This window comes from Lysobacter terrestris, assembly GCF_014489475.1.
In the GTDB taxonomy this organism is placed as follows: domain Bacteria; phylum Pseudomonadota; class Gammaproteobacteria; order Xanthomonadales; family Xanthomonadaceae; genus Agrilutibacter; species Agrilutibacter terrestris.
Map to the genome: position 1 here is coordinate 1,815,150 of NZ_CP060820.1, position 22,197 is coordinate 1,837,346.

Annotated in this window: 17 protein-coding genes; 7 read left to right on the forward strand and 10 right to left on the reverse strand. The window is 69.7% G+C overall.

The annotated features are described in order from the left end of the window. Window positions 1–3 precede the first annotated feature (3 nt). Complete coding sequence (locus tag H8B22_RS08430) at window positions 4–2,217, reverse strand: S9 family peptidase (protein WP_225876335.1); 2,214 nt, start codon at window positions 2,215–2,217, stop codon at window positions 4–6. A gap of 142 nt (window positions 2,218–2,359) precedes the next feature. Here H8B22_RS08430 and H8B22_RS08435 point away from each other — a divergent pair, with 142 nt between their 5' ends. Both H8B22_RS08435 and H8B22_RS08440 read left to right on the forward strand, forming a co-directional pair. Then, window positions 2,360–3,424: a saccharopine dehydrogenase family protein gene (locus H8B22_RS08435; protein WP_187711003.1), complete on the forward strand. Its 1,065-nt coding sequence runs from the start codon at window positions 2,360–2,362 to the stop codon at window positions 3,422–3,424. A gap of 171 nt (window positions 3,425–3,595) precedes the next feature. Then, a complete protein-coding gene (locus H8B22_RS08440) occupies window positions 3,596–4,246 on the forward strand; it encodes a TIGR00645 family protein (protein WP_187711004.1) in 651 nt (216 codons plus the stop codon). Window positions 4,247–4,258: 12 nt separating this feature from the next. Here H8B22_RS08440 and H8B22_RS08445 read toward each other — a convergent pair whose 3' ends face one another. Further along, entirely contained in the window at window positions 4,259–5,233 is a 975-nt protein-coding gene (locus H8B22_RS08445; RefSeq protein ID WP_187711005.1) for a M61 family metallopeptidase, read from the reverse strand. Between the two features lie 99 nt (window positions 5,234–5,332). Between H8B22_RS08445 and uvrD the strand changes: the two genes are divergently transcribed. Together uvrD and H8B22_RS08455 are read left to right on the forward strand one after the other, a co-directional pair. Beyond that, entirely contained in the window at window positions 5,333–7,519 is a 2,187-nt protein-coding gene (uvrD, locus tag H8B22_RS08450) for a DNA helicase II (protein WP_187711006.1), read from the forward strand. 172 nt (window positions 7,520–7,691) lie between these two features. Beyond that, the gene (locus tag H8B22_RS08455; protein ID WP_187711007.1) at window positions 7,692–8,060 is read left to right on the forward strand and encodes an HU family DNA-binding protein; all 369 of its coding nucleotides are present in this window, start codon (window positions 7,692–7,694) and stop codon (window positions 8,058–8,060) included. A 115-nt stretch (window positions 8,061–8,175) separates the two neighbouring features. On the opposite strand, the gene H8B22_RS08460 is transcribed toward H8B22_RS08455, so the two are convergent. From H8B22_RS08460 to H8B22_RS08480, 5 genes are all read right to left on the reverse strand, one after another. Beyond that, window positions 8,176–8,472, reverse strand: coding sequence for a DUF2782 domain-containing protein (locus H8B22_RS08460; protein ID WP_187711008.1), 297 nt, complete (start codon window positions 8,470–8,472; stop codon window positions 8,176–8,178). A gap of 95 nt (window positions 8,473–8,567) precedes the next feature. After that, window positions 8,568–9,995 carry a glycosyltransferase family 2 protein gene (locus H8B22_RS08465; protein WP_187711009.1) on the reverse strand — a complete coding sequence of 476 codons (1,428 nt, stop codon included), beginning with the start codon at window positions 9,993–9,995 and terminating at the stop codon, window positions 8,568–8,570. Further along, window positions 9,992–11,068 (reverse strand): HEAT repeat domain-containing protein, encoded by a 1,077-nt coding sequence (locus tag H8B22_RS08470; RefSeq protein WP_187711010.1) that lies wholly within the window; start codon window positions 11,066–11,068, stop codon window positions 9,992–9,994. Before H8B22_RS08470 ends, H8B22_RS08465 begins: the two co-directional genes overlap by 4 nt. A gap of 33 nt (window positions 11,069–11,101) precedes the next feature. Further along, the gene (locus H8B22_RS08475; RefSeq protein ID WP_187711011.1) at window positions 11,102–11,515 is read right to left on the reverse strand and encodes a response regulator transcription factor; all 414 of its coding nucleotides are present in this window, start codon (window positions 11,513–11,515) and stop codon (window positions 11,102–11,104) included. Further along, complete coding sequence (locus H8B22_RS08480) at window positions 11,512–13,539, reverse strand: ATP-binding protein (RefSeq protein ID WP_187711012.1); 2,028 nt, start codon at window positions 13,537–13,539, stop codon at window positions 11,512–11,514. The genes H8B22_RS08475 and H8B22_RS08480 overlap by 4 nt, the downstream gene beginning before the upstream one ends. Before the next feature lie 130 nt (window positions 13,540–13,669). Here H8B22_RS08480 and polA point away from each other — a divergent pair, with 130 nt between their 5' ends. Both polA and H8B22_RS08490 read left to right on the forward strand, forming a co-directional pair. After that, entirely contained in the window at window positions 13,670–16,435 is a 2,766-nt protein-coding gene (polA, locus tag H8B22_RS08485; protein WP_187711013.1) for a DNA polymerase I, read from the forward strand. Window positions 16,436–17,027: 592 nt separating this feature from the next. Further along, on the forward strand, window positions 17,028–17,513 hold the full coding sequence (locus H8B22_RS08490) for a DUF421 domain-containing protein (RefSeq protein ID WP_187711014.1): 486 nt from the start codon (window positions 17,028–17,030) through the stop codon (window positions 17,511–17,513). Between the two features lie 21 nt (window positions 17,514–17,534). On the opposite strand, the gene hemF is transcribed toward H8B22_RS08490, so the two are convergent. The 3 genes from hemF to H8B22_RS08505 all read right to left on the reverse strand — a co-directional run bounded on the left by hemF (window position 17,535) and on the right by H8B22_RS08505 (window position 21,939). After that, entirely contained in the window at window positions 17,535–18,458 is a 924-nt protein-coding gene (gene hemF / locus H8B22_RS08495) for an oxygen-dependent coproporphyrinogen oxidase (protein ID WP_187711015.1), read from the reverse strand. A 71-nt stretch (window positions 18,459–18,529) separates the two neighbouring features. Then, window positions 18,530–19,561 (reverse strand): hypothetical protein, encoded by a 1,032-nt coding sequence (locus H8B22_RS08500; RefSeq protein WP_187711016.1) that lies wholly within the window; start codon window positions 19,559–19,561, stop codon window positions 18,530–18,532. Window positions 19,562–19,569: 8 nt separating this feature from the next. Continuing rightward, complete coding sequence (locus tag H8B22_RS08505) at window positions 19,570–21,939, reverse strand: alpha/beta hydrolase family protein (RefSeq protein ID WP_187711017.1); 2,370 nt, start codon at window positions 21,937–21,939, stop codon at window positions 19,570–19,572. A gap of 70 nt (window positions 21,940–22,009) precedes the next feature. Between H8B22_RS08505 and H8B22_RS08510 the strand changes: the two genes are divergently transcribed. After that, window positions 22,010–22,147, forward strand: coding sequence for a hypothetical protein (locus H8B22_RS08510; protein ID WP_187711018.1), 138 nt, complete (start codon window positions 22,010–22,012; stop codon window positions 22,145–22,147). Window positions 22,148–22,197 lie beyond the last annotated feature (50 nt).

A 22,197-nucleotide genomic window follows, 5' to 3' on the forward strand; every position in this document is an offset into this window, starting at 1 on the left:
GCGTCAGCCGCCCGGGCGCAGGCAGCGCGCGAGGAAGGCCTCGCTGATGCGCAGGCGGTGCAGCAGGTCCGCGCCCTTGAGGCCGTGCTTGGCGCCGGGGTAGGTCATCAGCTCGAACGGCTGCCCGCGCTTCTGCAGCGCGCTCATCAGCGCGGTCGAGTTGGAGAACAGCACGTTGTCGTCGGCCATGCCGTGCACCAGCAGCAGCGGTGAGGTCAGTCCGTCGATGTGCTGCAGCACGCGCGCGTCGCGGTAGCCGTCCGGATTCGCCGCGGGCAGGTCCATGTAACGCTCGGTGTAGTGGGTGTCGTACAGGCCCCAGTCGGTGACCGGAGCGCCGGCGATGCCGCAGGCGTAGCGGCCGGAGGCCTTCGCCAGCAGCATCAGCGTCATGTAGCCACCGTTGGACCAGCCGTGCACGCCGATGCGCTTGCCATCGACCCACGGCTGCGCCTGCAGCCACTGGATGCCGGCGAGCTGGTCGGCGACTTCCACCGTGCCCTGCTTTCCATACAGGGCGCCGCCGAACGCCGCGCCGCGGCGCGGGGTGCCGCGGTTGTCGAGCGAGAACACCACGTAGCCCTGCTGCGCGAGGTACTGGTTGAACCAGTGGTCGCCCTTGCCGGGCCAGCTGCGCGTCACCGTCTGCGCGGCCGGGCCGCCGTAGACGTAGACGACGACCGGGTAGCGCCTGGACGGATCGAAGCCGGCGGGCTTGATCAGGCTGTAGTGCAGCGCGGTCCGGCCGTCGGCGGCAGTGAGCGTGCCGAATTCCAGCGGTCGTTGCGCGGCGCGATACGACGCATACGGGTGCCTGGGGTCGTCGAGATCGTTGTCGAGCAGCGTCGCGACCAGCGTGCCGTCATTGCGGAACAGCTGCAGCTGCGGCGGCGTGTCCGGCGTCGACCAGTTGTCGACGTAGACGCTGGCGTTGCCGGCGAAGGTGGCCTTGTGCGTGCCGTCGGGTGTCGACAATCGTTCGATGGCGCCGCCCGCGAGCGGCACGCGGTACACCTGCACGTCCAGCGGCGAATCCTTGCCGGCGGCGAAGTAGACGAAGCCGGCCGCCTCGTCCACGGCGAGCACGTCATCGACGGGCCAGTCGCCCGCGGTCAGCGCGGTGGCGCGGCCGCGTGCATCCACGAGGTAGAGGTGCTGGAAGCCGCTGCGTTCCGAACTCCACAGCAGGCGCCCGTCGCGGAGGAAGCGCAGGTCGTTGTGCAGCGGCACCCAGGCCTTGCTGGTCTCGGTGACGAGCGTGCGTTGCTGTCCCGAGGCGAGCTCGGCCTCGATCAGCTCCAACCGCTTCTGGTCGCGCGACTGGCGCTGGAAGCTGAGGTGCTGCGGATCGCGCCAGTCGACGCGGGCAAGGTAGATGTCGGGGTCTTTGCCGAGGTCGATCCAGCGCGGCGTCGCGCCGGCACGCGGTGCGATCGTGCCCAGCTGCACCCGCACGTTGCGGTCGCCGGCGGCCGGATAGCGCTGCTCGACGACCTCGGTGCGGTCCGGATACACCTCGTAGCGCTTCTGCACGGGCACCGGCGCTTCGTCGATGCGCGCGAAGGCGATCGCGGAATCGTCGGGCGCCCACCAGTAGCCGGTGTGGCGGTCCATTTCCTCGTCGGCGACGAATTCCGGCACGCCGTTGCCGATCGTCGCGCTGCCATCGTGCGTCAGCTGCACCTGCGCGCCGGAGGCGAGGTCGATCACCCACAGGTTGCGGTCGCGGATGAAGCTGACGAAGCCGCCCTTTGGGGAGATCTTCGGATCGGTGGCGAAGCCTTCGCCATGGGTGAGCCGGCGCACCGCGTCCTTGCCCGACTTGCCGAGGTCGTACAGGTACAGCTCGCCGCCGAGCGGGAACAGCAGCGACTGCGCGTCGGGCGCCCACTGGTATTCGATGATGCCGCTGAGCGCGGCGGTGCGGGCGCGCTCGCGGCGCGCCTTCTCGGCGTCGCTCAGTACTTCTTCGCCCGGCAGCACGACGTTGCTGTCGACCAGCCGTTCGGTCTTGCCGCTGGCCACGTCATAGGCCCACAGGTCGAGGCGGTTCTTCTGCTCGGCCTTGCCGCGCAGGAAGGTGACGCGGCTGCCATCGGGCGCGACCTGCGGCTTCTCCAGGCCGGGGCCGGACAGCGGCGCGTCGCCGGCGATCGCTTCGAGCGTCAGCTTGCGGGGCACGGGATTCGACGGGCTGGTCTGGGCGTGGGCGCTCATGGCGAGTGTGACGACGGCGAGGAAAGCGGGCCAGCGCATGCAATGCGGCTCCGGTGACTGGGTAGGATGGCGATTCTAGGCAAACGTGGTCCAGGCGGGACGCGCGTCCATGCCGTCACCCGCCGTCGCAGGAGACCTGACCATGCAATGGATGATCTACGGCGCCAACGGCTACACCGGGCGCCTGATCGCCGCCGAGGCGGTCAAGCGCGGCCTGCAGCCGATCCTGGCGGGGCGCAGCGAAGCGGCGGTGCGGGCGCTGGCCGAGGAGCTGGGGCTGCGCTGGCGCCAGTTCACCCTCGACCTGCCCAGCGCGGTGGAGGAAGGCCTGCGCGGCGTCGACCTGGTGCTGCACTGCGCCGGGCCGTTCTCCGCGACCAGCGCACCGATGCTCGAAGGCTGCCTGGCCACGCGCACGCATTACCTCGACATCACCGGCGAGATCGACGTGTTCGCGCATTGCCACGCGCAGCATGCGCGCGCGCAGGCGGCCGGCATCGTGGTCACGCCGGGCGTCGGCTTCGACGTGGTGCCCAGCGATTGCCTGGCCGCGCAACTGCACCGCGACTGCCCGTGGGCGACGTCGCTGGTGCTGGGTTTCGACGCCGGCGGCGGCTTCAGTCCGGGCACGGCCAAGACCAGCGTGGAAGGGCTCGGTTCCGGCGGGCGCGTGCGCGAGAACGGCGCGCTCAGGCGCGTGCCGCTGGCATGGAAGACGCGCACCTTCACCCGCGACGGCGCCGACCGCATGGCGATGACCATTCCGTGGGGCGACGTGTACACCGCCTACGTCAGCACCGGCATTCCCGACATCGAGGTCTACACCACCGCGCCGCCGAAGACGATCGCGCGCGTCCGCCGCCTGCGCCTGCTCGGGCCGCTGCTGCGGGCCAAGGCCGTGCAGGGCTGGCTCAAGCGCCGGGTCGAGCGCAGCGTGAAAGGCCCGGATGCGCAAACCCGCGACGCCACGCAGGCCTATTTCTGGGGTGAAGTGCGCGGCAACGGCCGCGCACAGGTGCGGCGCATGCTCACGCCGAACGGGTATGCGCTGACCGTGACCGCGTCGCTGGGCATCGTGCAGTGCTTCCTCGACAACCCCGCGCCGGCGGGCGGCTACTACACGCCGTCGCAGCTGATGGGGCCGGACTACGTGCTGGAATTGCCGGGCGTGGCGATCGACGGCGGCGCCGCGATAGCCAGTCAGTAGCGACCGGACAGAGCGCGCCGCAGCGCGCGGTGACAATGACTTGCGGGCTTCATGCTTCCATGCATGAGGCGAAGCGGCGGATCAAGGCCCGCCCTACGCATCCGCTTCCGACTTGGCAGCGCCACCGCCCGCCGCTACCCTGCGGCCTCCCTGTTTCCATGCCGCATTCCGATGTCCGACGTCCGCTCCGATGCCCGCCTGAACCCACTGCCCGCGCTGATCTTCTCCTCGCGCTGGCTGCAGCTGCCGCTGTACCTGGGGCTGATCGTCGCGCAGGGCGTGTACGTGTTCCTGTTCGCCAAGGAACTGTGGCACCTGATCCACGAGACGCCGCACCTCAGCGAGCAGGACATCATGCTGATCGTGCTCGGCCTGATCGACGTGGTGATGATCTCCAACCTGCTGATGATGGTGATCGTCGGCGGCTACGAGACCTTCGTCTCGCGCCTGCGCCTGGAAGGCCACCCCGACCAGCCCGAGTGGCTCAGCCACGTCAACGCCAGCGTGCTCAAGGTGAAGCTGGCCATGGCGATCATCGGCATCTCCTCGATCCACCTGCTCAAGAGCTTCATCGAAGTGGGCATGGTCGACGGCCTGCCGCTGTGCAGCTCGGTCGCGGGCATCGAAGCGGTGAAGATGATGCAACCGCTGATCGATGCGGGTGCCAAGAACCTCAAGGCCTGCACCTCGGTCACCGCCGACGGCGTGATGTGGCAGGTGATCATCCACGGCCTGTTCATCCTGTCGGCGATCGGCATCGCCTGGACCGACAAGCTGATGACCGGCACCACCAGCAAGCGCGAGCACGCCCACGCGCACTGAGCGCGGCGCGCGTCAGCGCCGCCCCATCAGCGCGCGCCGCAGCCGTACCGCATCGGCGCGGTCGGAGAAGCGCAGGCCCTCGTCGCTCGTTTGCAGGCCCAGTTGCGCGTAGGCCGCATCCAGGTCGGGGAATGCGCGTGACGCCGCGTAGCGGCGGTAGCGTTCGCTGAAAGCGTTGCCGCCGGCGATGCGGTCCAGTTCGGCGACGAAATCCGCCGGTGCGACCGTGCCGGTGCCGCGCAGGCAGCAATCGGCGTAGCGCGACAACACCGCGTCGAGGCTGTTGCCGCGTGCGCGCAGCGCCAGGTCCATCTCCAGCCAGTAGGCCGCACCGGCCCAGTACACGCGCATGGTGCCGCCGCGTGCACGGCCGACGGCGAGTTCATCGAGTCGCGCGTCGCCGCCATCGCGGCGGCCGCGACCGAAACCCGCGTCCAGCTTCCGCCACGCCTCGGCTTCGGCGAGCAGGCCGCTGCGTGCGCGCAGGACGTTCTGGTAATAGCTGGCCAGGCCTTCCGCGAGCCAGCGCCCGCGGTCGCCCAGGTAGGGATGGAACAGGTGCGACAGCTCGTGCACGGCGGTCCAGTCGGCGCGCAGCTCCGCCAGGCTGGCATCGCGGCGCACGTACAGCAGCACGGCGACGCCGTCGCGGCGCAGGGTCTGGCCCCACGGCACGGGACTGCCCGAAGGGCGGTCCACTTCGCTGATCTGCACCGTCGCATCCGCCAGCGGCAGGCGGCCGTAGGCGGTCAGCGTCGCCGCCGCGCTTTCGGCGATCCAGCCGCGCAGCAGGCGTGCCCGGGCGGCGTCGATGTCGGGGGCGACCTGCACGTGCAGCACGCGGTCGCCGTCGCGCAGGGCGTCGCGGTCGAACCGCAGCTTGGCGCCGGCGGTATCGGCGGCCGCGAGCGGCAACGTGGCGCCGGCCAGCAACAGCGCGCCGACGAGGCGGCCCCAGTACCAGGTTGGAAGTGGCGAGCGGTGCATGCGACGGATCCGGTCCGGAACCAGGCCGCCACTGTGCCGCCTGCCGCGTGAAGCGCGGCTGGCGCGGCCGGTGCGACGCGTGGCCGGTAGAATGCGCGCATGGATGTTTCGCATTTGCTCGACGCGCTGAACCCCGCCCAGCGCGAGGCCGTCAGCGCACCGCCGGGCCACTTTCTCGTCCTCGCGGGTGCCGGTTCCGGCAAGACCCGCGTGCTCACCCACCGCATCGCCTGGCTCAACGAAGTCTTCGGCGTGCCGCCGCACGGCATCCTCGCGGTGACCTTTACCAACAAGGCCGCCGGCGAGATGCGCCACCGCGCCGAGCACCTGCTGCGCCACGGCGCGCGCGGGCTGTGGATCGGCACCTTCCACGGCATCGCCCACCGCCTGCTGCGCCTGCACTGGCAGGAAGCCAAGCTGACCGAGGGCTTCCAGGTGCTCGACAGCGACGACCAGCTGCGCCTAGTCAAGCGCGTGGTGCAGCAGCTGGAACTCGACGACACGCGTTTCCCGCCGCGGCAGATCGTGTGGTGGATCAACGCGCAGAAGGACGAGGGCCGCCGCCCGCAGCACATACAGCCCGAGCCCAACGACGATTGGCTCGACGTGATGCACCGCTGCTACGCGCTGTACCAGGAGCGCTGCGACCGCGCCGGCCTGGTCGACTTCGCCGAGCTGCTGCTGCGCGCGCACGAATTGCTGCGCGACAACCCGGCGCTGCTGGCGCATTACCGCCACCGCTTCCGCGAGATCCTGGTCGACGAATTCCAGGACACCAACGCGATCCAGTACGCCTTCATCCGCGTGCTCGCCGGCGACACCGGCCATGTGTTCGTGGTCGGCGACGACGACCAGTCGATCTACGGCTGGCGCGGCGCCAAGGTCGAGAACATGCAGAAATTTCTGCGTGACTTCCACGACGCGCAGACCATCCGCCTGGAGCAGAACTACCGCTCCACCAGCACCATCCTGGATGCCGCCAACGCGGTGATCGCGCACAACCCGGATCGCCTCGGCAAGAAGCTGTGGACCGACACCGGCCACGGCGAGCCGATCGACCTGTACGCCGCCTACAACGAGATGGACGAGGCGCGCTTCGTGGTCGAACGCATCCGCCAGTGGGTGCGCGACGGCGGCGACCACGGCGATGTCGCCATCCTCTACCGCAGCAACGCGCAGTCGCGCGCGTACGAAGAAATCCTCCAGGAAGAGCCGAAGATCCCGTTCCGCGTCTACGGCGGCATGCGCTTCTTCGAGCGCGCCGAGATCAAGGACGCGCTGGCGTACATGCGGCTGGTCGCCTCGCGCGTGGACGATGCGGCGTTCGAGCGCTCGGTGAATACGCCGGCACGCGGCATCGGCGACCGCACCCTGGAGGAAGTGCGCAAGCGCGCGCGCACCGACGGCGTCGCGCTGTGGGAAGCGGCGCGCCGGCTCACCGCCGACAACACCCTGGCGGCGCGGGCGCGCAACGCGCTGGCCGGCTTCCTGCTGCTGGTCGACGACCTCGCCAACGAGGTTGAGGCCAAGCCGCTGCCCGAGAAGATCGACCACGTGCTGGGCCGGTCCGGCCTGCGCGAGCACTATGCGAATGAATCCCGCGGGCAGCTGGACTCGCGCACCGACAACCTCGACGAACTGGTGTCGGTGGCCTCGCGCTTCACCGGCCGTGACGACGAGGACGAAGCCGCGGCGATGCCCGAGTTGATCGCCTTCCTCAGCTACGCCGCGCTGGAAGCGGGCGAGGGCCAGGCGCAGGCCGGCGAGAACAGCGTGCAGTTGATGACATTGCACAGCGCCAAGGGCCTGGAGTTCCCGCTGGTGTTCCTGGGCGGGCTGGAAGAAGGCCTGTTCCCGAGCCTGAAGTCGTCCGAGGACGCGCAGCGCGTCGAGGAAGAGCGGCGCCTCGCCTACGTCGGCATCACCCGCGCGCGGCAGAAGCTGGTGCTCAGTTACGCGGAAACGCGGCGCATCCACGGCATGGACATGTACGGCACGCCGTCGCGGTTCCTGCGCGAAATCCCTGCTGCACTGCTGCATGAAGTGCGGCCGAAGGTGCAGGTGTCGCGACCGGTGTACGCATCCACCCCGCGCCGCGACCTCGGCCACGCCGCGATCGACGTGCCGGCGTTCCGCCTCGGCCAGGACGTGGTGCACCCCAGCTACGGCCACGGCGTGGTCACCGATTTCGTCGGCAGCGGCGCCTACGCCAACGTGCAGGTGAACTTCGAGAGCGCCGGCAGCAAGTGGCTGAAGCTGGCGTCGTCGCACCTGCAACCGGCCTGAAATCGCTTGCAGGGGCGGCAGTCCGACGCCATCCGTCGCCACGCCCGGAAAAAAACCGAAAAAAGTGCAAAAAGACGCTTGGCGCCGCGGCTTTTGTGCCCTACATTCCGCTTGCCGAGGGGTTTTTCCAGGCATACCTCAAACCAACTCTCCATCCGGGGGACATACAAAAATGGCGAAGAAGAAAGCTGCTCCGAAGAAGGCCGCTGCCAAGCCGGCCGCCGTCAAGCCGATCAAGGAAGTGCTGGGCAAGTCCGGCCTGGTCGCTCACCTGTCCGAGACGACTGGCGTCGTCGCGAAGGACGTGCGTGCGATCCTGGGCGCGCTGGAAGGCGCGGTGCACGCTTCGGTCAGCAAGAAGGGCGCAGGCGCCTTCACCCTGCCGGGCCTGCTGAAGATCAACGTGGTGAACGTGCCGGCCAAGCCGAAGCGCAAGGGCATCAACCCGTTCACCAAGGAAGAGCAGTGGTTCGCCGCCAAGCCGGCCACCGTGAAGATCAAGGTCCGCGCGCTGAAGAAGCTCAAGGACGCTGCGGCCTGATCCCCGGATCAGCTGCTGCAACGACAAGGCCCGCGAAAGCGGGCCTTGTTTTTTCGGGGCATTTACCGCTTTTCCAGCGCAGTGCCGGAGCGGGCAGACCGCTACCGGATCGCGCTCAGTTCCACTCGAACAGTTTCCACATCACCGGCGACACCGGGCCTTCGCCCTTGCTGCTGTCGAGGCGGCCGTCGCCGTTGCGGTCGATCAGGTAGTAGGCCTTGCCGCGGCGAGGCGTCACCTTGACCACCTGCAGCTGGCCCTGCACGCGGTACTCCTCGATCCGGTCGCCATCGACCATGCGCGTGGTCACGTCCGCGCCTTCAAGGTTGGCGGTCGGGTCGCCGCCCATCGTCGCGCAGCCGGCAAGCGCGGCGCCGAGGAGGGTGGCCATCAGGACGGGAACGGTGCGCATGGCGGGACTCCGCGAGGGGGATGCGCAAAGCATACGCGCACGCCGATGAAGCCGCCGCGCGGTCGCGGCACGGGTGGCGTCGGGTTGTCGCGCGGTTACTGCTGGCCCCAGCTGCCGCTGCGCCGCATCGCGCCCCACTGCCGCCGCCGCCGCGACAGCCACTGCCACAGCCCGCGGCAGCGCCACAGGGTGTTGAGCTGGCGATAGCCGAAGTTCTCGATCACCGCGGCGACGAACAGCTGCAGCATCTCGCGCTTGTGCGCGTACACGCGGAACGACAGCGTCTCCAGCAACAGGCCGTTGACCGAGAGCAGGATCCCCATGCCGATCGCCATCAGCAGGAACAGCGACAGCGCGACCCAGGACACGAAGCCGAACACGAAGCCGAGCAGCATGAAGGCGTAGCCGGCCAGTTCCACCACCGGTCCCAGCCACTCGAACAAGGCCATGAACGGCCACGCCAGCCAGCCCGCGGGACCGCCGCGCGGACCCAGCGCCCAGCGCGCGTGGCGGACCAGGCTTTCGGACAGGCCGCGTTGCCAGCGCGCGCGCTGCCGGCCCAGCGTGCGCAGGTCTTCGGGCGCTTCGGTCCAGCAGATCGGATCGGGCAGGTAGCGGATGCGGTAGGGAATGCGGCGTTCGCGGTGGTAGCGGTGCAGGCGCACCACCAGTTCCATGTCCTCGCCGACGGTATCGGTGCGGTAGCCGCCGGCGGCGATCACGCGCTGGCGATCGAACAGCCCGAACGCGCCGGAGATGATCAGCACCGCGTTGATCGGCGACCAGCCCAGGCGGCCGAACAGGAAGGCGCGCAGGTACTCCACGATCTGCAGCCGGCCGAGCAGGCTGGCGGGCAATCCCGCGCGCAGCAGGAAGCCGCCGCGCACCTGCGAGCCGTTGGCGATGCGCACGGTGCCGCCGGCCGCGACCGTGCGCTCGTCCTCCAGGAACGGCTGCACCACGCGCAGCAGGCTGTCGCGCTGCAGGATCGAATCGGCGTCCACCGCGCAGAACAGCGGGTGCCGGGCGACGTTGATGCCTGCGTTCAGCGCGTCGGCCTTGCCGCCGTTGGCCTTGTCGACCACGCGCAGGTTGGGATGGCGCAACGAGCGGTAGATCGCGCGCACGGGCTCGTGTTCGAGCGTGCGGTGCAACGGCTGCGGATACGGTTCCAGCGCGAACGCCTCGCGCAGCACCTCCAGGGTGCGGTCGCTGGAGCCGTCGTTGACGACCACGACTTCGAACGTGGGGTACTGCAGCTGCAGCATCGAACTGACCGAGCTGCGCACCGTGGCTTCCTCGTTGTAGGCGGGGACCAGCAGCGAGATCGCCGGTTCGACGCCCAGGTAAGCGACGTCGCGGCCGAGGTCGGCGCGCTGGCGCATGTAGCGGCGCAGGCTGACCATCGACAGCAGGTTCAGCAGCAGGTACCCGCCGTTGAGCACGGCGAAGTAGGCGATGAAGCCGATCTGCAGCCACCAGCCGGGGCTCGTCACGTCGATGGTGGCGACCGGCGCGGTCATGCGCGCGCCTCCGCGATCGCCCGCTGCAGGGCGTCGTGGCCGTAGCGGTCGTCGACCCGGTCGAGCAGCGCCTCGACTTCGCCGGCGTCGAGTCCGGGCAACGTCGCCAGTGCGTCCGCGGTTTCCTGCCGTACCCACCAGCTCGCATCGGCGAGCATGTGCAGCAGCACCGGGATGTCCTCGCGCCCGGCCTGCCGACGCAGCGCCTGCACCGCGACCAGCCGCAGGTCGGGGTCCGCATCGTGCAGGCCCGCGAGGATGCGCGGGCGATCGGTGGGGTCGCGCAGGGCGCCCAGCACCCGCAGCGACGCGCGGCGCTCGTCCGTGTCGCCGGCGCGATCGAGGGTGCGGCGCGCCCACGCCGCCGTGCTCGCCGGCGTGGCGTATTCCAGCAGCGGCAACAGGTTGCGCTCGTGGGCGTTGTCGTCGGCGAGCAGGCGCAGCAGCACCGGCGTCAGTGCATCGGGGCCGGCCAGGCGGGCGAGGTTCTCCAGCTGGCGCGTCGACCAGTCGCGGCGCGTCGCCGCCATCGGCAGCAGCAGGGCCATCGCACGCGCCGCGTCGGTCGCCACCAGCGCCTCGGCCGCGGCGAGGGCGATGAAGCGGTTCGGATGCGGCAGCAGCGGCGCGATGTCGTCCCAATGCGCGGGATCGGCGAGATGGCGCATCGCATTGAGCGCGACCAGGCGCTTGCGCACGCGCGTCGTCGCACCGCGCAGCAGGGCGACGACGCGATCGGCGAGCCCGAGCCGGCGCAGCAGGGCATTGAGGCGATCGCGCGCGGAGCCGCGCAGCGAGCGCTGCATCGTCATCCACAGCAGCAGGAACCACAGTTCCTCGCCGCGCGACGGGCGCGTCGGCAGCGGATCCAGTTCGTCCAGCCCGGCCTGCGCGAGCAGCGGCCGCCAGTGCGCCGCGAACACCGCGTAGCGGCGACCGCGGCGCAGCGCGAGTTGCGACAGCGCCAGCACGTACAGCATCACCGCGACGGTCGTCGCCGCGAGTACGGCCGCCGCGATCGCCGCCACGCGCAGCGCCGGTTGTGCGGGCAGCCACGCGAGCCAGTCGTTCATGCGCGCGCTCCGGCGGCCGTCATCGCTCCCGCCTCACGCCGGGCGCCGCAGCAGGCGCCGCACCCGCGCGCGGACTTCCTCCACCTGGAACGGTTTGGTCACGTAATCGTCCACGCCCAGTTCGAGCGCGCGCACGATGTCGGCCTCGCGCGACTTCGCGGTCAGCATCAGCACGGGAATGCGCTCCCAGCCCGGGGTCGCGCGCAGGCGTTCGATCAGCTCGAGCCCGTCGTGGTACGGCAGCATGATGTCCATCATCACCAGCGCCGGCGGCGCGGCGCTGAAGCGTTCCAGGGCCTGGCGGCCGTCGGGCGCGTGCTCGACCTGGTAACCGTCGCGTTCCAGCATCAGGCGCAGCAGGAAGGCGATGTCGTCCTCGTCCTCGATCATCAGGATCCGGGCATCGGTCCCGTGGTGGCCGTTGGTGTGTTCCTCGGGTCGGTTCATGCAGCGCTCGACGGTCCTTGCGTATCGATCAGCGGGAAGCGCACGTGGAATCGCGTCCCGGCGCCGCTCTCGGTGGCGAAGCCGATGGTGCCATGCATCTGTTCCACCAGGGCACGGGTGATCGCCAGCCCCAGCCCGGTGCCGCCGCGACGGCGCACGTTGGACGCATCCGCCTGGGCGAAGCGCTCGAAGACGCGGCCGCGGAATTCTTCGGGAATGCCGCCGCCGCGATCGGCCACCGCCACCTCCAGCATGTCGCCGACGCGCTGCACGCTCGCGGTCACCGTGCCACCCTGCGGTGAATGCTTGGCGGCATTCGACAGCAGGTTCGCCATCACCTGTTCGAAGCGGTGCGGGTCCACGCGCACGATGCCGTCGTCGCCCGCGGCCAGCACCAGCTCGACGCCGTAGCTGTGCGCATAGGGCTGGGTGTGGGCGATCGCCAGCGCGACCAGCGGGCGCAGCGCCAGCGGCCGCGCATCGATCTGCAGCCGGCCGCTGCCGAGCTTGTCGAGGTCGAGGATCTCGCCGATCAGCTGCAGCAGGCGATCGCTGTTGCGGCGGGCGATGGCGAGCAGGTTGCGCTCCGCGGTGGCCAGGCCATCGCCCTGCGCGAGCAGGTCCAGCGCGCCCTGGATCGAGGTCAGCGGCGTGCGCAGCTCGTGGCTGATCGTGGAGACGAACTCGCTCTTCATCTGGTCCACTTCCCGGCGCATCGACAGGTCGACGGCCACCGACAGCACGCTGCGGCTGCCGTCGGACAGCAGCAGCGGCCGCTTCACCAACTGCAGCCAGCGCTCGCGGCCGGCGGCGTCGAACACGCCGACTTCGGCCAGGCGCAGTTCCGCCAGGCTGCCCTCGATCAGCTCGCCGTAGCCCTGCAGCAGTGGCGCCAGCTGCGCGTCCGTGGCGATCTCGTTCAACGTGTGGCCTTCGATCCGGTCGACCGCGAGTCCGGCCAGGGCCGCGAACGCGCGGTTGCACAGCACGAAGCGGCCTTCGTGGTCGCGCACGAAGATCAGGTTCTCGTCGGTGTCGACGATGTTGCGCAGGAAGGCCTGCTGGTCGCGCAGCATCCGCCGCGAGCGCGTGGCGTCGGTCACGTCGCGCGCGATCACCAGCCGGCTGCCGGCCTCGGCTTCGGACATGCGGATCTCGTAGTCGCGCCCGCCCTCTTCCGACCAGAAGAAGGTCTGCGCGTCCGCGTGCCGGCCGCGGCGTTCGCGCATCGCCGCGACCAGCTGGCTGGGCAGGCCGAGCAGGCCGCCCTGCGCCGGCCGCGCGAGGCTGGCGACGTGGCCGTCCGGCTGCAGCTCGAACAGGGTGTCGGGCAGGGCGCGGAACAGCGCGCCCAGGCGGCTCTCGCCCGCCTGCGCGCTGTGCGCGAGTTGGCGGATGGTGCGCAGGTTGCGGTTCATCGCCTGCAACGCGCCGGCCAGCAGCAGGCCGGCGACCACGACGCCGGCCCAGAACAGGCGCCGCGCGCGCGCCATCGATTGCGCCAGCCGCGCCTGGCCGTGTTCGAGCAGGTCGCGCTGGCGGTTCTCGATGTCGCCGAGGCGGCTGCGGATGCGGTCCATCGCCTGCTTGCCGATGCCGCGGGCGATGTAGTCCGCGGCGGGCACCAGGCCCGCGCGCTCGCGCACCGCGATGGCGGTCGCCGACGATCCGAGCCGGACCTGGATGTCGCGGTCGAGCTGCTGCAACCACTGCGCGGGAACGCGGGTCGCCAGCATCGCGCCGAGCCGGCTGCGATCGGCCGCGAGCCGCTGCCGGCCGCGGGTGTAGGGCTCGAGGAAACGCCGGTCGCCGGTGATCGCGTAGCCGCGCGCACCGCCCTCCACGTCCTGCAGGGTCGACAGCAGGCGCTGGATGACCGAGATCAGTTCCGCGGTGTGCGCGACGGAGCGGTTGGCGGCGAGCAGCTGGTCCTGGGTGCGCTTGCCCTGCCAGGCCAGCGCGGCCAGCAAGGCCAGGCCCAGGACGAAGGCGAAGTTGTAGAAGCGGGTCGCGGACGGGCGCAAGCGGCTCCCCAGCCGATCGATACGAAACCGAAGCATGCCTTGTGCGGGCGTTGCAGTGAATGCGGCGTCAAGGCGGCGCATATGGCCTTCCGCGCGCGGGCACGCGGAAGGCCACGGTTAGAATGCCACGATGAAGCGACTCGTCCTGATCGATGGTTCCAGTTACCTGTACCGCGCCTTCCATGCGCTGCCCCCGTTGAACAACGAGGCGGGCGAGCCGACCGGCGCCCTGTTCGGCGTGGTCAACATGCTGCGCGCGCACCTGAAGGAGCAGCCCGACTACATCGCCTTCGTGGTCGATGCGCCCGGCCCCACGTTCCGCGACGAGCTCTATCCCGCGTACAAGGCCAACCGCCAGGCGATGCCGGACGACCTGCGCGCGCAGGTCGAGCCGATGTGCGAGATCGTGCAGGCGCTCGGCTTCCGCATCCTGCGCATCGGCGGCGTCGAAGCCGACGACGTGATCGGCACCCTCGCCACGCAGGGCGCCGCCGACGACATCGAGGTGACCATTTCCACCGGCGACAAGGACTTCGCCCAGCTGGTGCGGCCCGGCATCGCGCTGGTGAACACCATGAGCGGCAGCCGCTACGACGGCGAGGCGGCGGTGGTGGAAAAGTTCGGCGTGCGTCCGGACCAGATCGTCGACTTCCTCGCGCTGATGGGCGACAGCGTCGACAACATCCCCGGCGTGGAGAAGTGCGGGCCGAAGACCGCGGCGAAATGGCTCGGCGAATTCGGCACGCTCGACAACGTGATCGCGCATGCCGACGACATCAAGGGCAAGATCGGCGAGAACCTGCGCGCGGCGCTGTCGCGGCTGCCGCTCAATCGCACGCTCACCACCATCAAGACCGACGTGGCGCTGGACTACCGGCCACGCGACCTCGTGCTGCAGCCGCGCGACGTGGAGACACTGCGCCGCCTGTACGCGCGCTACGGCTTCAAGCAGGCCCTGCGCGAGCTGGAGGCGCCCGCCGGCGCGGCCGGCGACGACGATGCCGGCAAGATCAGCGTGCGCGGTACCGCGGCCGGCTATGCGCGCGGCAGCGTGGCGGCCGAAGCCGTCGATCCGGCGCTGGCGGTGCCCGGGCAGTACGACTGCATCGTCGACGACCCGCAGCTGCAAGGGTGGCTGGCGAAGCTGCGCGGCGCGGACGCGTTCGCCTTCGACGTCGAGACCGACTCGCTCGACCCGATGCGCGCCGACCTGGTCGGCATCAGTTTCGCGGTCGAACCCGGGCACGGCGCCTACCTGCCGCTGGGCCACACCTATCCCGGCGCGCCGGCGCAGCTGCCGCGCGCGGCCGTGCTGGAGGCCTTGCGGCCGCTGTTCGCCGATCCGCTGAAGCGCAAGATCGGCCAGCACGGCAAGTACGACCTGCACGTGCTGCGCCGCCATGGCGTCGACGTGCGCGGCTATGCCGACGACACCATGCTGGAAAGCTTCGTCTACAACGCGACCGCAACGCGCCACGACATGGATTCGCTCGCGCGGCGCTACCTCGGCTACGACACCATCAAGTACGAGGACGTGGCCGGCAAGGGCGCCAAGGCGATTTCCTTCGCCCAGGTCGCGCTCGACGATGCCACCCGTTACGCCGCCGAGGACGCCGACGTGACCCTGCGCCTGCATCGCGCGCTGGCGCCGAAGCTCGCGGCGGAACCGGCGCTGGAGCGCGTGTACCGCGAGATCGAGATGCCGCTGGTGCCGGTGCTGGAGCGCGTGGAAGCCAACGGCGTGCTGATCGATGCCGACGAGTTGCGCCGCCAGTCCAACGACCTGGGCAAGCGCATGCTCGCCGCGCAACAGAAGGCGACCGAACTGGCCGGGCGCAGCTTCAGCCTGGATTCGCCCAAGCAGCTCGGCCAGTTGCTGTTCGAGGAGCTGAAGCTGCCGGCGTTGGTGAAGACGCCGAGCGGCGCGCCTTCGACCAATGAAGAAGCGTTGGAAGCGATCGCCGACCTGCACGAACTGCCGCGCGTGATCCTGGAATACCGCGGCCTCGCCAAGCTGCGCAGCACCTACACCGACAAGCTGCCGGAGATGGTGAATCCGGACACCGGACGCGTGCACACCAGCTACCACCAGGCCGGCGCGGCGACGGGGCGGCTCGCTTCGAACGATCCGAACCTGCAGAACATCCCGATCCGCACCGACGATGGCCGCCGCATCCGCGACGCCTTCATCGCGCCTGCGGGCCGCAAGATCGTCTCGTTCGACTACTCGCAGATCGAGTTGCGGATCATGGCGCACCTGTCGGAGGACGCGGGCCTGCTGCGCGCGTTCGAATCCGGTGCCGACATCCACCGCGCCACCGCGGCGGAGGTGTTCGGCAAGAGCCTGGACGAGGTCAGCGGCAACGAGCGCCGCGCCGCCAAGGCGATCAATTTCGGCCTGATGTACGGCATGAGCGCGTTCGGCCTGGCGCGCAACCTCGGCATCGCCCGCGGCGAGGCGCAGGATTACATCGCGCTGTACTTCTCGCGCTATCCCGGCGTGCGCGATTTCATGGAGCGCACGCGGCAGCAGGCGCGCGACCGCGGCTTTGTGGAGACCGTGTTCGGGCGCCGCCTGTACCTGGAGAACATCAACGCCCGCAACCAGGGCCTGCGCGCGGGCGCGGAGCGCGCGGCGATCAACGCGCCGATGCAGGGCACCGCCGCCGACATCATCAAGCGCGCGATGGTCGACGTCGACGACTGGCTGGAGGCGCACCGCAGCCAGGCGCTGATGGTGCTGCAGGTGCACGATGAACTGGTGTTCGAGGTCGATGCCGGCTTCGTCGACACGCTGCGGACGGAAGTGTCCGCGCGGATGGCCGCCGCGGCGCAGCTGCGCGTGCCGCTGGTGGTGGACAGCGGCGTCGGCGAGAACTGGGGGCAGGCGCATTGAGCGGGCTGCATAGTTGAGGCGCAAACGCGGATTCGTGCCGCCGGCGGACGCGTTCCGGGACTACCTGACCGGGGGATTCGCGGGGTGACGGGATTGTTAATCCGGCTTTCGCCGCGGAAGCTGCATGCTGGCTGCCGTTCGGCGCGTTTTTGCCGGAATTGCTGGAATGAATCCGTCCTGAACCCAACAAATCGTTAACTCGACCCTTCACGAACTATCCATGTGAAGGGTGGTCTTATTGCTCGCGACAGGTGCAACGCCTGTCGCTGATCTCTCCCTCCCCTGGAGTGATCCCAGGAGCGACGGCCCCTCCCCAGGCCCAGCTCCTCCAGCCCCGCCGGCCCCCCCTGCCTGCGGGGCTTTTTATTTCTGCATTCGCAGAAATAAACCCAAAGTTTTGCGAGCAAAACTTTGGGCCCCCGCGCTCACGGCTTCCAATCCCCGCGGCTTCGCCGCGCCCCCTTGCTAAGGGGGCTCTCCTCCAGATGGTGATCGGGGGCGCCACTTTGGCGTCAGTCGGGCGATCGGGCATCGGGTCGCCATGCGTGGGGCGCATGCGAATATCGCCGCACCGTCATGCCTTGGGGGCGTCATGTCCGAGATGTTCCAGATGTCCGCCCCGTGGTGGGTGTTCGTGCTGCGCGGGATCGCCGTGTACGTGCTGGTGACGGGCCTGATGCGGGTGTCGGGCAAGCGCGCGATGGGGCAGTTCACGCCGTTCGACATGATCATGCTGATCCTGATCGGCAACACCGTGCAGAACGGCATCAATGGCGGCGACAACTCGCTGACCGGCGCGTTCTTCATGGCCGGCACGCTGATGGCGCTCAATTGGATCGCGGCCTGGGGCTCGGCGCGTTCGCAGCGTTTCCGCTGGCTGATGGAAGGCAGGCCGACGCTGCTGGCCAAGGACGGCGAGGTCTACTGGCCGGTGCTGCGCCAGCAGCTGATCGCCCGCTCGGACTTCATCACCGCGATGCGGCTGGCCGGCTGCAGTTCGGAGAAGGACGTCAAGCGCGCGATGCTGGAGCCCAACGGTCACATCATGATCGAGACGGCCGACGGCAAGTGGAACTGACGCGGCGCGAGGCGTCGCCGCTCAGGCGTGGTCGTGGCCGAGTTCGGCGAGGAAATCGCGCGGCCGCAGGTAGTCCTGCAGGCGCGCCTCGGCGCTGCCGGCTTCGGGCGTGAAGCCGTATTCCCAGCGCACCAGCGGCGGCAGGCTCATCAGGATCGATTCGGTGCGCCCGCCGCTCTGCAGGCCGAACAGCGTGCCGCGGTCGAACACGAGGTTGAACTCGACGTAGCGGCCGCGGCGGTACAGCTGGAACTGCCGCTCGCGCTCGCCGTACGGCGTGTCGCGGCGCCGCTCCACGATCGGCAGGTAGGCGTCGAGGAAGCCGTCGCCGACCGCACGCATATAGCCGAAGTCGCGGTCGAAATCCTGGTGCAGGTCGTCGAAGAACAGCCCGCCGATGCCGCGCGTCTCGCCGCGGTGCTTGAGGAAGAAGTATTCGTCGCACCAGTGCTTGTGGGCGGCGTAGCGCTGTGCGCCGCCGAACGGCTCGCACAGCTCGCGTGCGGTGCGATGCCAGTGGTGCACGTCCTCGTCGACCGGGTAGAACGGGGTCAGGTCGAAGCCGCCGCCGAACCACCACGCCACCGTTTCGCCGTCGCGCACCGCGCGGAAGTGGCGCACGTTCGCGTGCGTGGTCGGCAGGTGCGGATTGCGCGGGTGGAACACCAGCGACACGCCGATGGCGCGCCACGAGGCGCCGGCGAGTTCCGGGCGCGCGGCGCTGGCCGACGGCGGCAACTTGGTGCCGGAGACGTCGGAGAAGCCGATGCCGGCCTGCTCGAACACCGCGCCGTCGCGCAGGATCCGCGTGCGCCCGCCGCCCCCTTCCGCGCGCTTCCATTCGTCCTCGACGAAGCGGGCGTGTCCGTCCGCCGTTTCGATCGCGGCGCAGATGCGGTCCTGCAGGCCGGTGAGGTAGTCGCGGACGGTGTCGAGGTCGTTCATCGACGCATTGTACGAGGCAAGCACGTGACCCTGGATCGGGCCGGCAGGCCTCCCCGCCGACCACGCCGGTGTTACGGCTGTGTGGCCTCGGGCGTACGGCAAGCCAGCCAGGCGTTGCGGTACGACGCGGCCATCATCATCTTGGCCTTGCGTCGCTCGCAGCGGACGCCGACGCCCAGGTCCTCGATCGCGGGCTTGTCGTCGATGCCGAAGCCGACGACGTAGGTGTGCCCGGCATTGAGGTTCACGTCCAGCGGCTGCTCGTAATCGCGCGGGGCGCCCGCACCGGCAATCAGGACCAGGTCGAGGCGATGAGCGCCGGGTGTCGTTGCGATCGCTTGGGCATAGCCATTCAAGGGCACGTGCCACATCGTCTTGCCGTCCAATTTCTGCACCAGCACTTCGCCGAATGCGCGCAGGTCGCCCCAGATCACCGCCTGGTCCGGCGCCGGCGCGTCCACGGCGTGCAGCAGCTTGAATTCGTCCGGGCGATCCATCGCCGCCACCGCGGCCTTGGCCGCGGAGTCCATGGCCAGGATGGCGCTGGTGTCCTGTCGCCCGGGTCGGACGTTGGCGTTCCATTCGGACGCCGTGATCGACACGATACCGAAGCGTTTCTTCTGCACCGCCTTGAGCAATGCCTCGTCGCCCTCTGCTGCCTCGAGGTCGTAGAAGACGAAGGCGGCCGCACGCTCGCCCTCGCGCGCGTGCCAGAGCGCTACGCGGTGCCGCGATGCGGCGGAAATCGGCCCCGTTGCACCTTGGACCAGAGCCGTGCGCCATTGGCAGGCATACAGCGAGCCCAGCGCGTTCTCGAAGGCCAGGTGGCACTGCGCCGGGCGCAGTGTGATCGTGGCCATGCCCAGGACGGTCGGTGCCTGGCCGCCGATCGGCGCCACGACGGAAACGTCGCCCGCCGCGGCCGCGGGAGCCAGTCCGGCCACCAGCTGCTTGTGCGGCACACCGGTGAATGCTTCGGTCAGGTCGCCTGCACGGGCCGTGCCTGCCAGCAGGGGCAGCGCCAGCAATGCAGGCAGGACGCGGCGAATGCCAGCGACAAGGCGTGCGGAAGTTTCCGCCGTGGGGAAGTCGCGCGTGGACATGGATGGCCTCACTTCAGCGTCCGCTCGAACAACTCGTAGATGCGGCGGTACTCGTCGTACCACGCGTCGGGATGGGTGAAGCCGTGCCGCTCCAGCGGGTACGGCGCGATCTCCCACTTGTCCTTGCGCAGTTCGATCAGGCGCTGGGTCAGCATCACCGAGTCCTTGAAGAACACGTTGTCGTCGATCATGCCGTGCGCGATCAGCAGGTGGTCCTGCAGCTTGTCGGCGAATTCCATCGGCGAGGACACCAGGTACGCCTGCGGATCGAGTTCGGGCGTGTTGAGGATGTTGCTGGTGTACTCGTGGTTGTACTGCGACCAGTCGGCCACCGGGCGCAGCGCGGCGCCGGCCTTGAACGTCCCCGGTGCGCGGAACAGCGCCATGAAGGTCATGAAGCCGCCGTAGGAGCCACCGTAGATGCCGGCGCGGTCGCGGTCGCCCTGCCTGTTGGCGACCAGCCAGTCCAGGCCGTCGAGGTAGTCCTCGAGTTCGGGGTGGCCCATGTTGCGGTAGATCGCGGTGCGCCAGGCGCGGCCGTAGCCTTCGGAGGCGCGGTAGTCGAGGTCGAGCACGATGTAGCCGTGCTGCACGAGCATGTTGTGGAACATCTGCTCGCGGAAGTAGTTGGGGTAGCGGTCGCTGACGTTCTGCAGGTAACCGGCGCCGTGCACGAACATCACCACCGGGTACTTCTTCCCGGCTTCCAGCTGCTTCGGGCCGTAGTACTTGCCCCAGATCGTGCCCGCGCCGTGCTTGCTCGGCACCTGCACGTATTCGGGTTGGATCCATTCGCGCGCCTTGAACGCGTCCTTGCGCGTGTCGGTGAGCTGGCGCGCGTCGCCGCCGTCGATGCCGACCACGGACACCTGCGCCGGCACGTAGCTGCGCGAATGGCGTACCAGCAGCTGGCGGCCGTCGGGCGAGAGGCTGAAGTCCTCGACGCCGTCGAGGTGGGTCAGTTCGCGCACGCCGCCATTGCGGTCGGCGGCGCAGACCTCGTAGTCACCCGGGCGCGTGCGGTTGCACAGGAAGTAGAAGGACTTGCCGTCCGCCGACAGCTGCGGCGCGGAGACTTCCCACTGGCCCGAGGTCAGCGCACGCGGCGTGCTGCCGTCGCTCAGGTACAGGTGCGAATAGCCGCTCTGCTCGGACAGCAGCCACAGCTGGCCGTCCGGGGTCCAGCCGAATTCGTTGAAGCCCCAGTTGATCCAGGCCGGGTCGGTGAGGCGGTGGCGCGACTGCAGCTTGGCGTTGGCCAGGTCGACGGTGGCGATCCAGCGATCCTTGTTGTCGATCGCACGCACCATCACCGCGGCGCTGCGGCCGTCGTCGCTCCAGCGGATCGACGGCGGGCCGCTGTTGTCGCCACTGGTCAGCACCTGCACCGCGCGATTGCCCTTGAGCGCGTCCTGCTTCGCCGCCTTGCGCAGCGCGGCGAGCGGGTCGTCCTTGATGCCGGGCAGGGCGTCGAACGCGAGTTCGCGGACCTTGCCCGCGGCGAGGTCGACCAGCCACAGCCGTTGCGGCAGCGGCGCGTTGCGGCCGACGCGCGTGCGCACGTCCTCGAATTCCTCGTAACCCGATTCGGTCACGTACTTGGGCATCCTGCCGCCGCGGCCTTCCTCGGCGTCCTTGGCGGTGGTGACCACCAGGACCCAGCGCGCATCGGGCGACATCAGGCTGTCGACGATGGTGACGTCGGCGCCCAGGTACGCCGGCAGCGGCGCGCGCGTGGGATCGGTGCCGCGCCACTGCTGGTCCTGTTCGCGCGCGGCGTCGCGGCGGTCCTTGTCGTCCTGGAGCGTGCGGATCATGCGCAGCTGGCGATCGCGCAGGTCGTCCGCCTTGGGTGCGGCGCCCGGGTCCTTCTCCGCCTTGAGCACGGCGGCCTGGCCGACGCCGACGCCGGCGCGCCACTGGAACCAGTCGTTGCCGGCGCGGAACACCAGATTGCCGTCGCGGCTCCACTGCGGCAGCGCCTCGGTGGCGTCGCTGCGCGTCACCTGGGTCAGCGCGCCGCTGCGCAGGTCGCGCACGAAGACGTCGCCGTTGCGTATGAAGGCCATGCGCGCACGCGCCGCGTCGAACACGGGATCGGCGGCATCCAGCTCCGCACGCGTCGCGCCATCGGCCTTCGTGGCGGCGCCGCCGGCGACCGGCTGGCGCCAGGTGTCGCGGATCGTCGCGCCGTCGCGCTTGAGCAGGTACTGCACCTGCTGGCCGTCCCACGACCACCACGCCTTCTCCACCGGCGCGCCGATCCAGTCGGGGTCGGCCATGGCCTGGTCGAGGGTGATGGACGTCTGCGCGACGGCGGGCGTCGAGAGCAGCGAGGCGGCGAGCAGCAGGGCGGGAAGCGGCAACAGACGGTGCATTGGCAGCGGCAGGTTGGAAGACCGGGCGGCAGGGTAGCAGCCGCATCCGCGCGGGACCGGGCCAAAGGTCATGAAGCCCGCGTTCCGGGCACGAATGCGCAGGAGCGGCAAGCCGCCGCGGCACTCGCTGTTCGCCGCCGTCGCCATGCGGGCGATCGTGGCGGGCGATCGTGCCGGGCGATCGTGGCGCGCGATCGGCGCACGCTGACCCGGCGGCCGCGGATGTCGCGACCCGCGCCTGAACGCGCAATCCCTGCG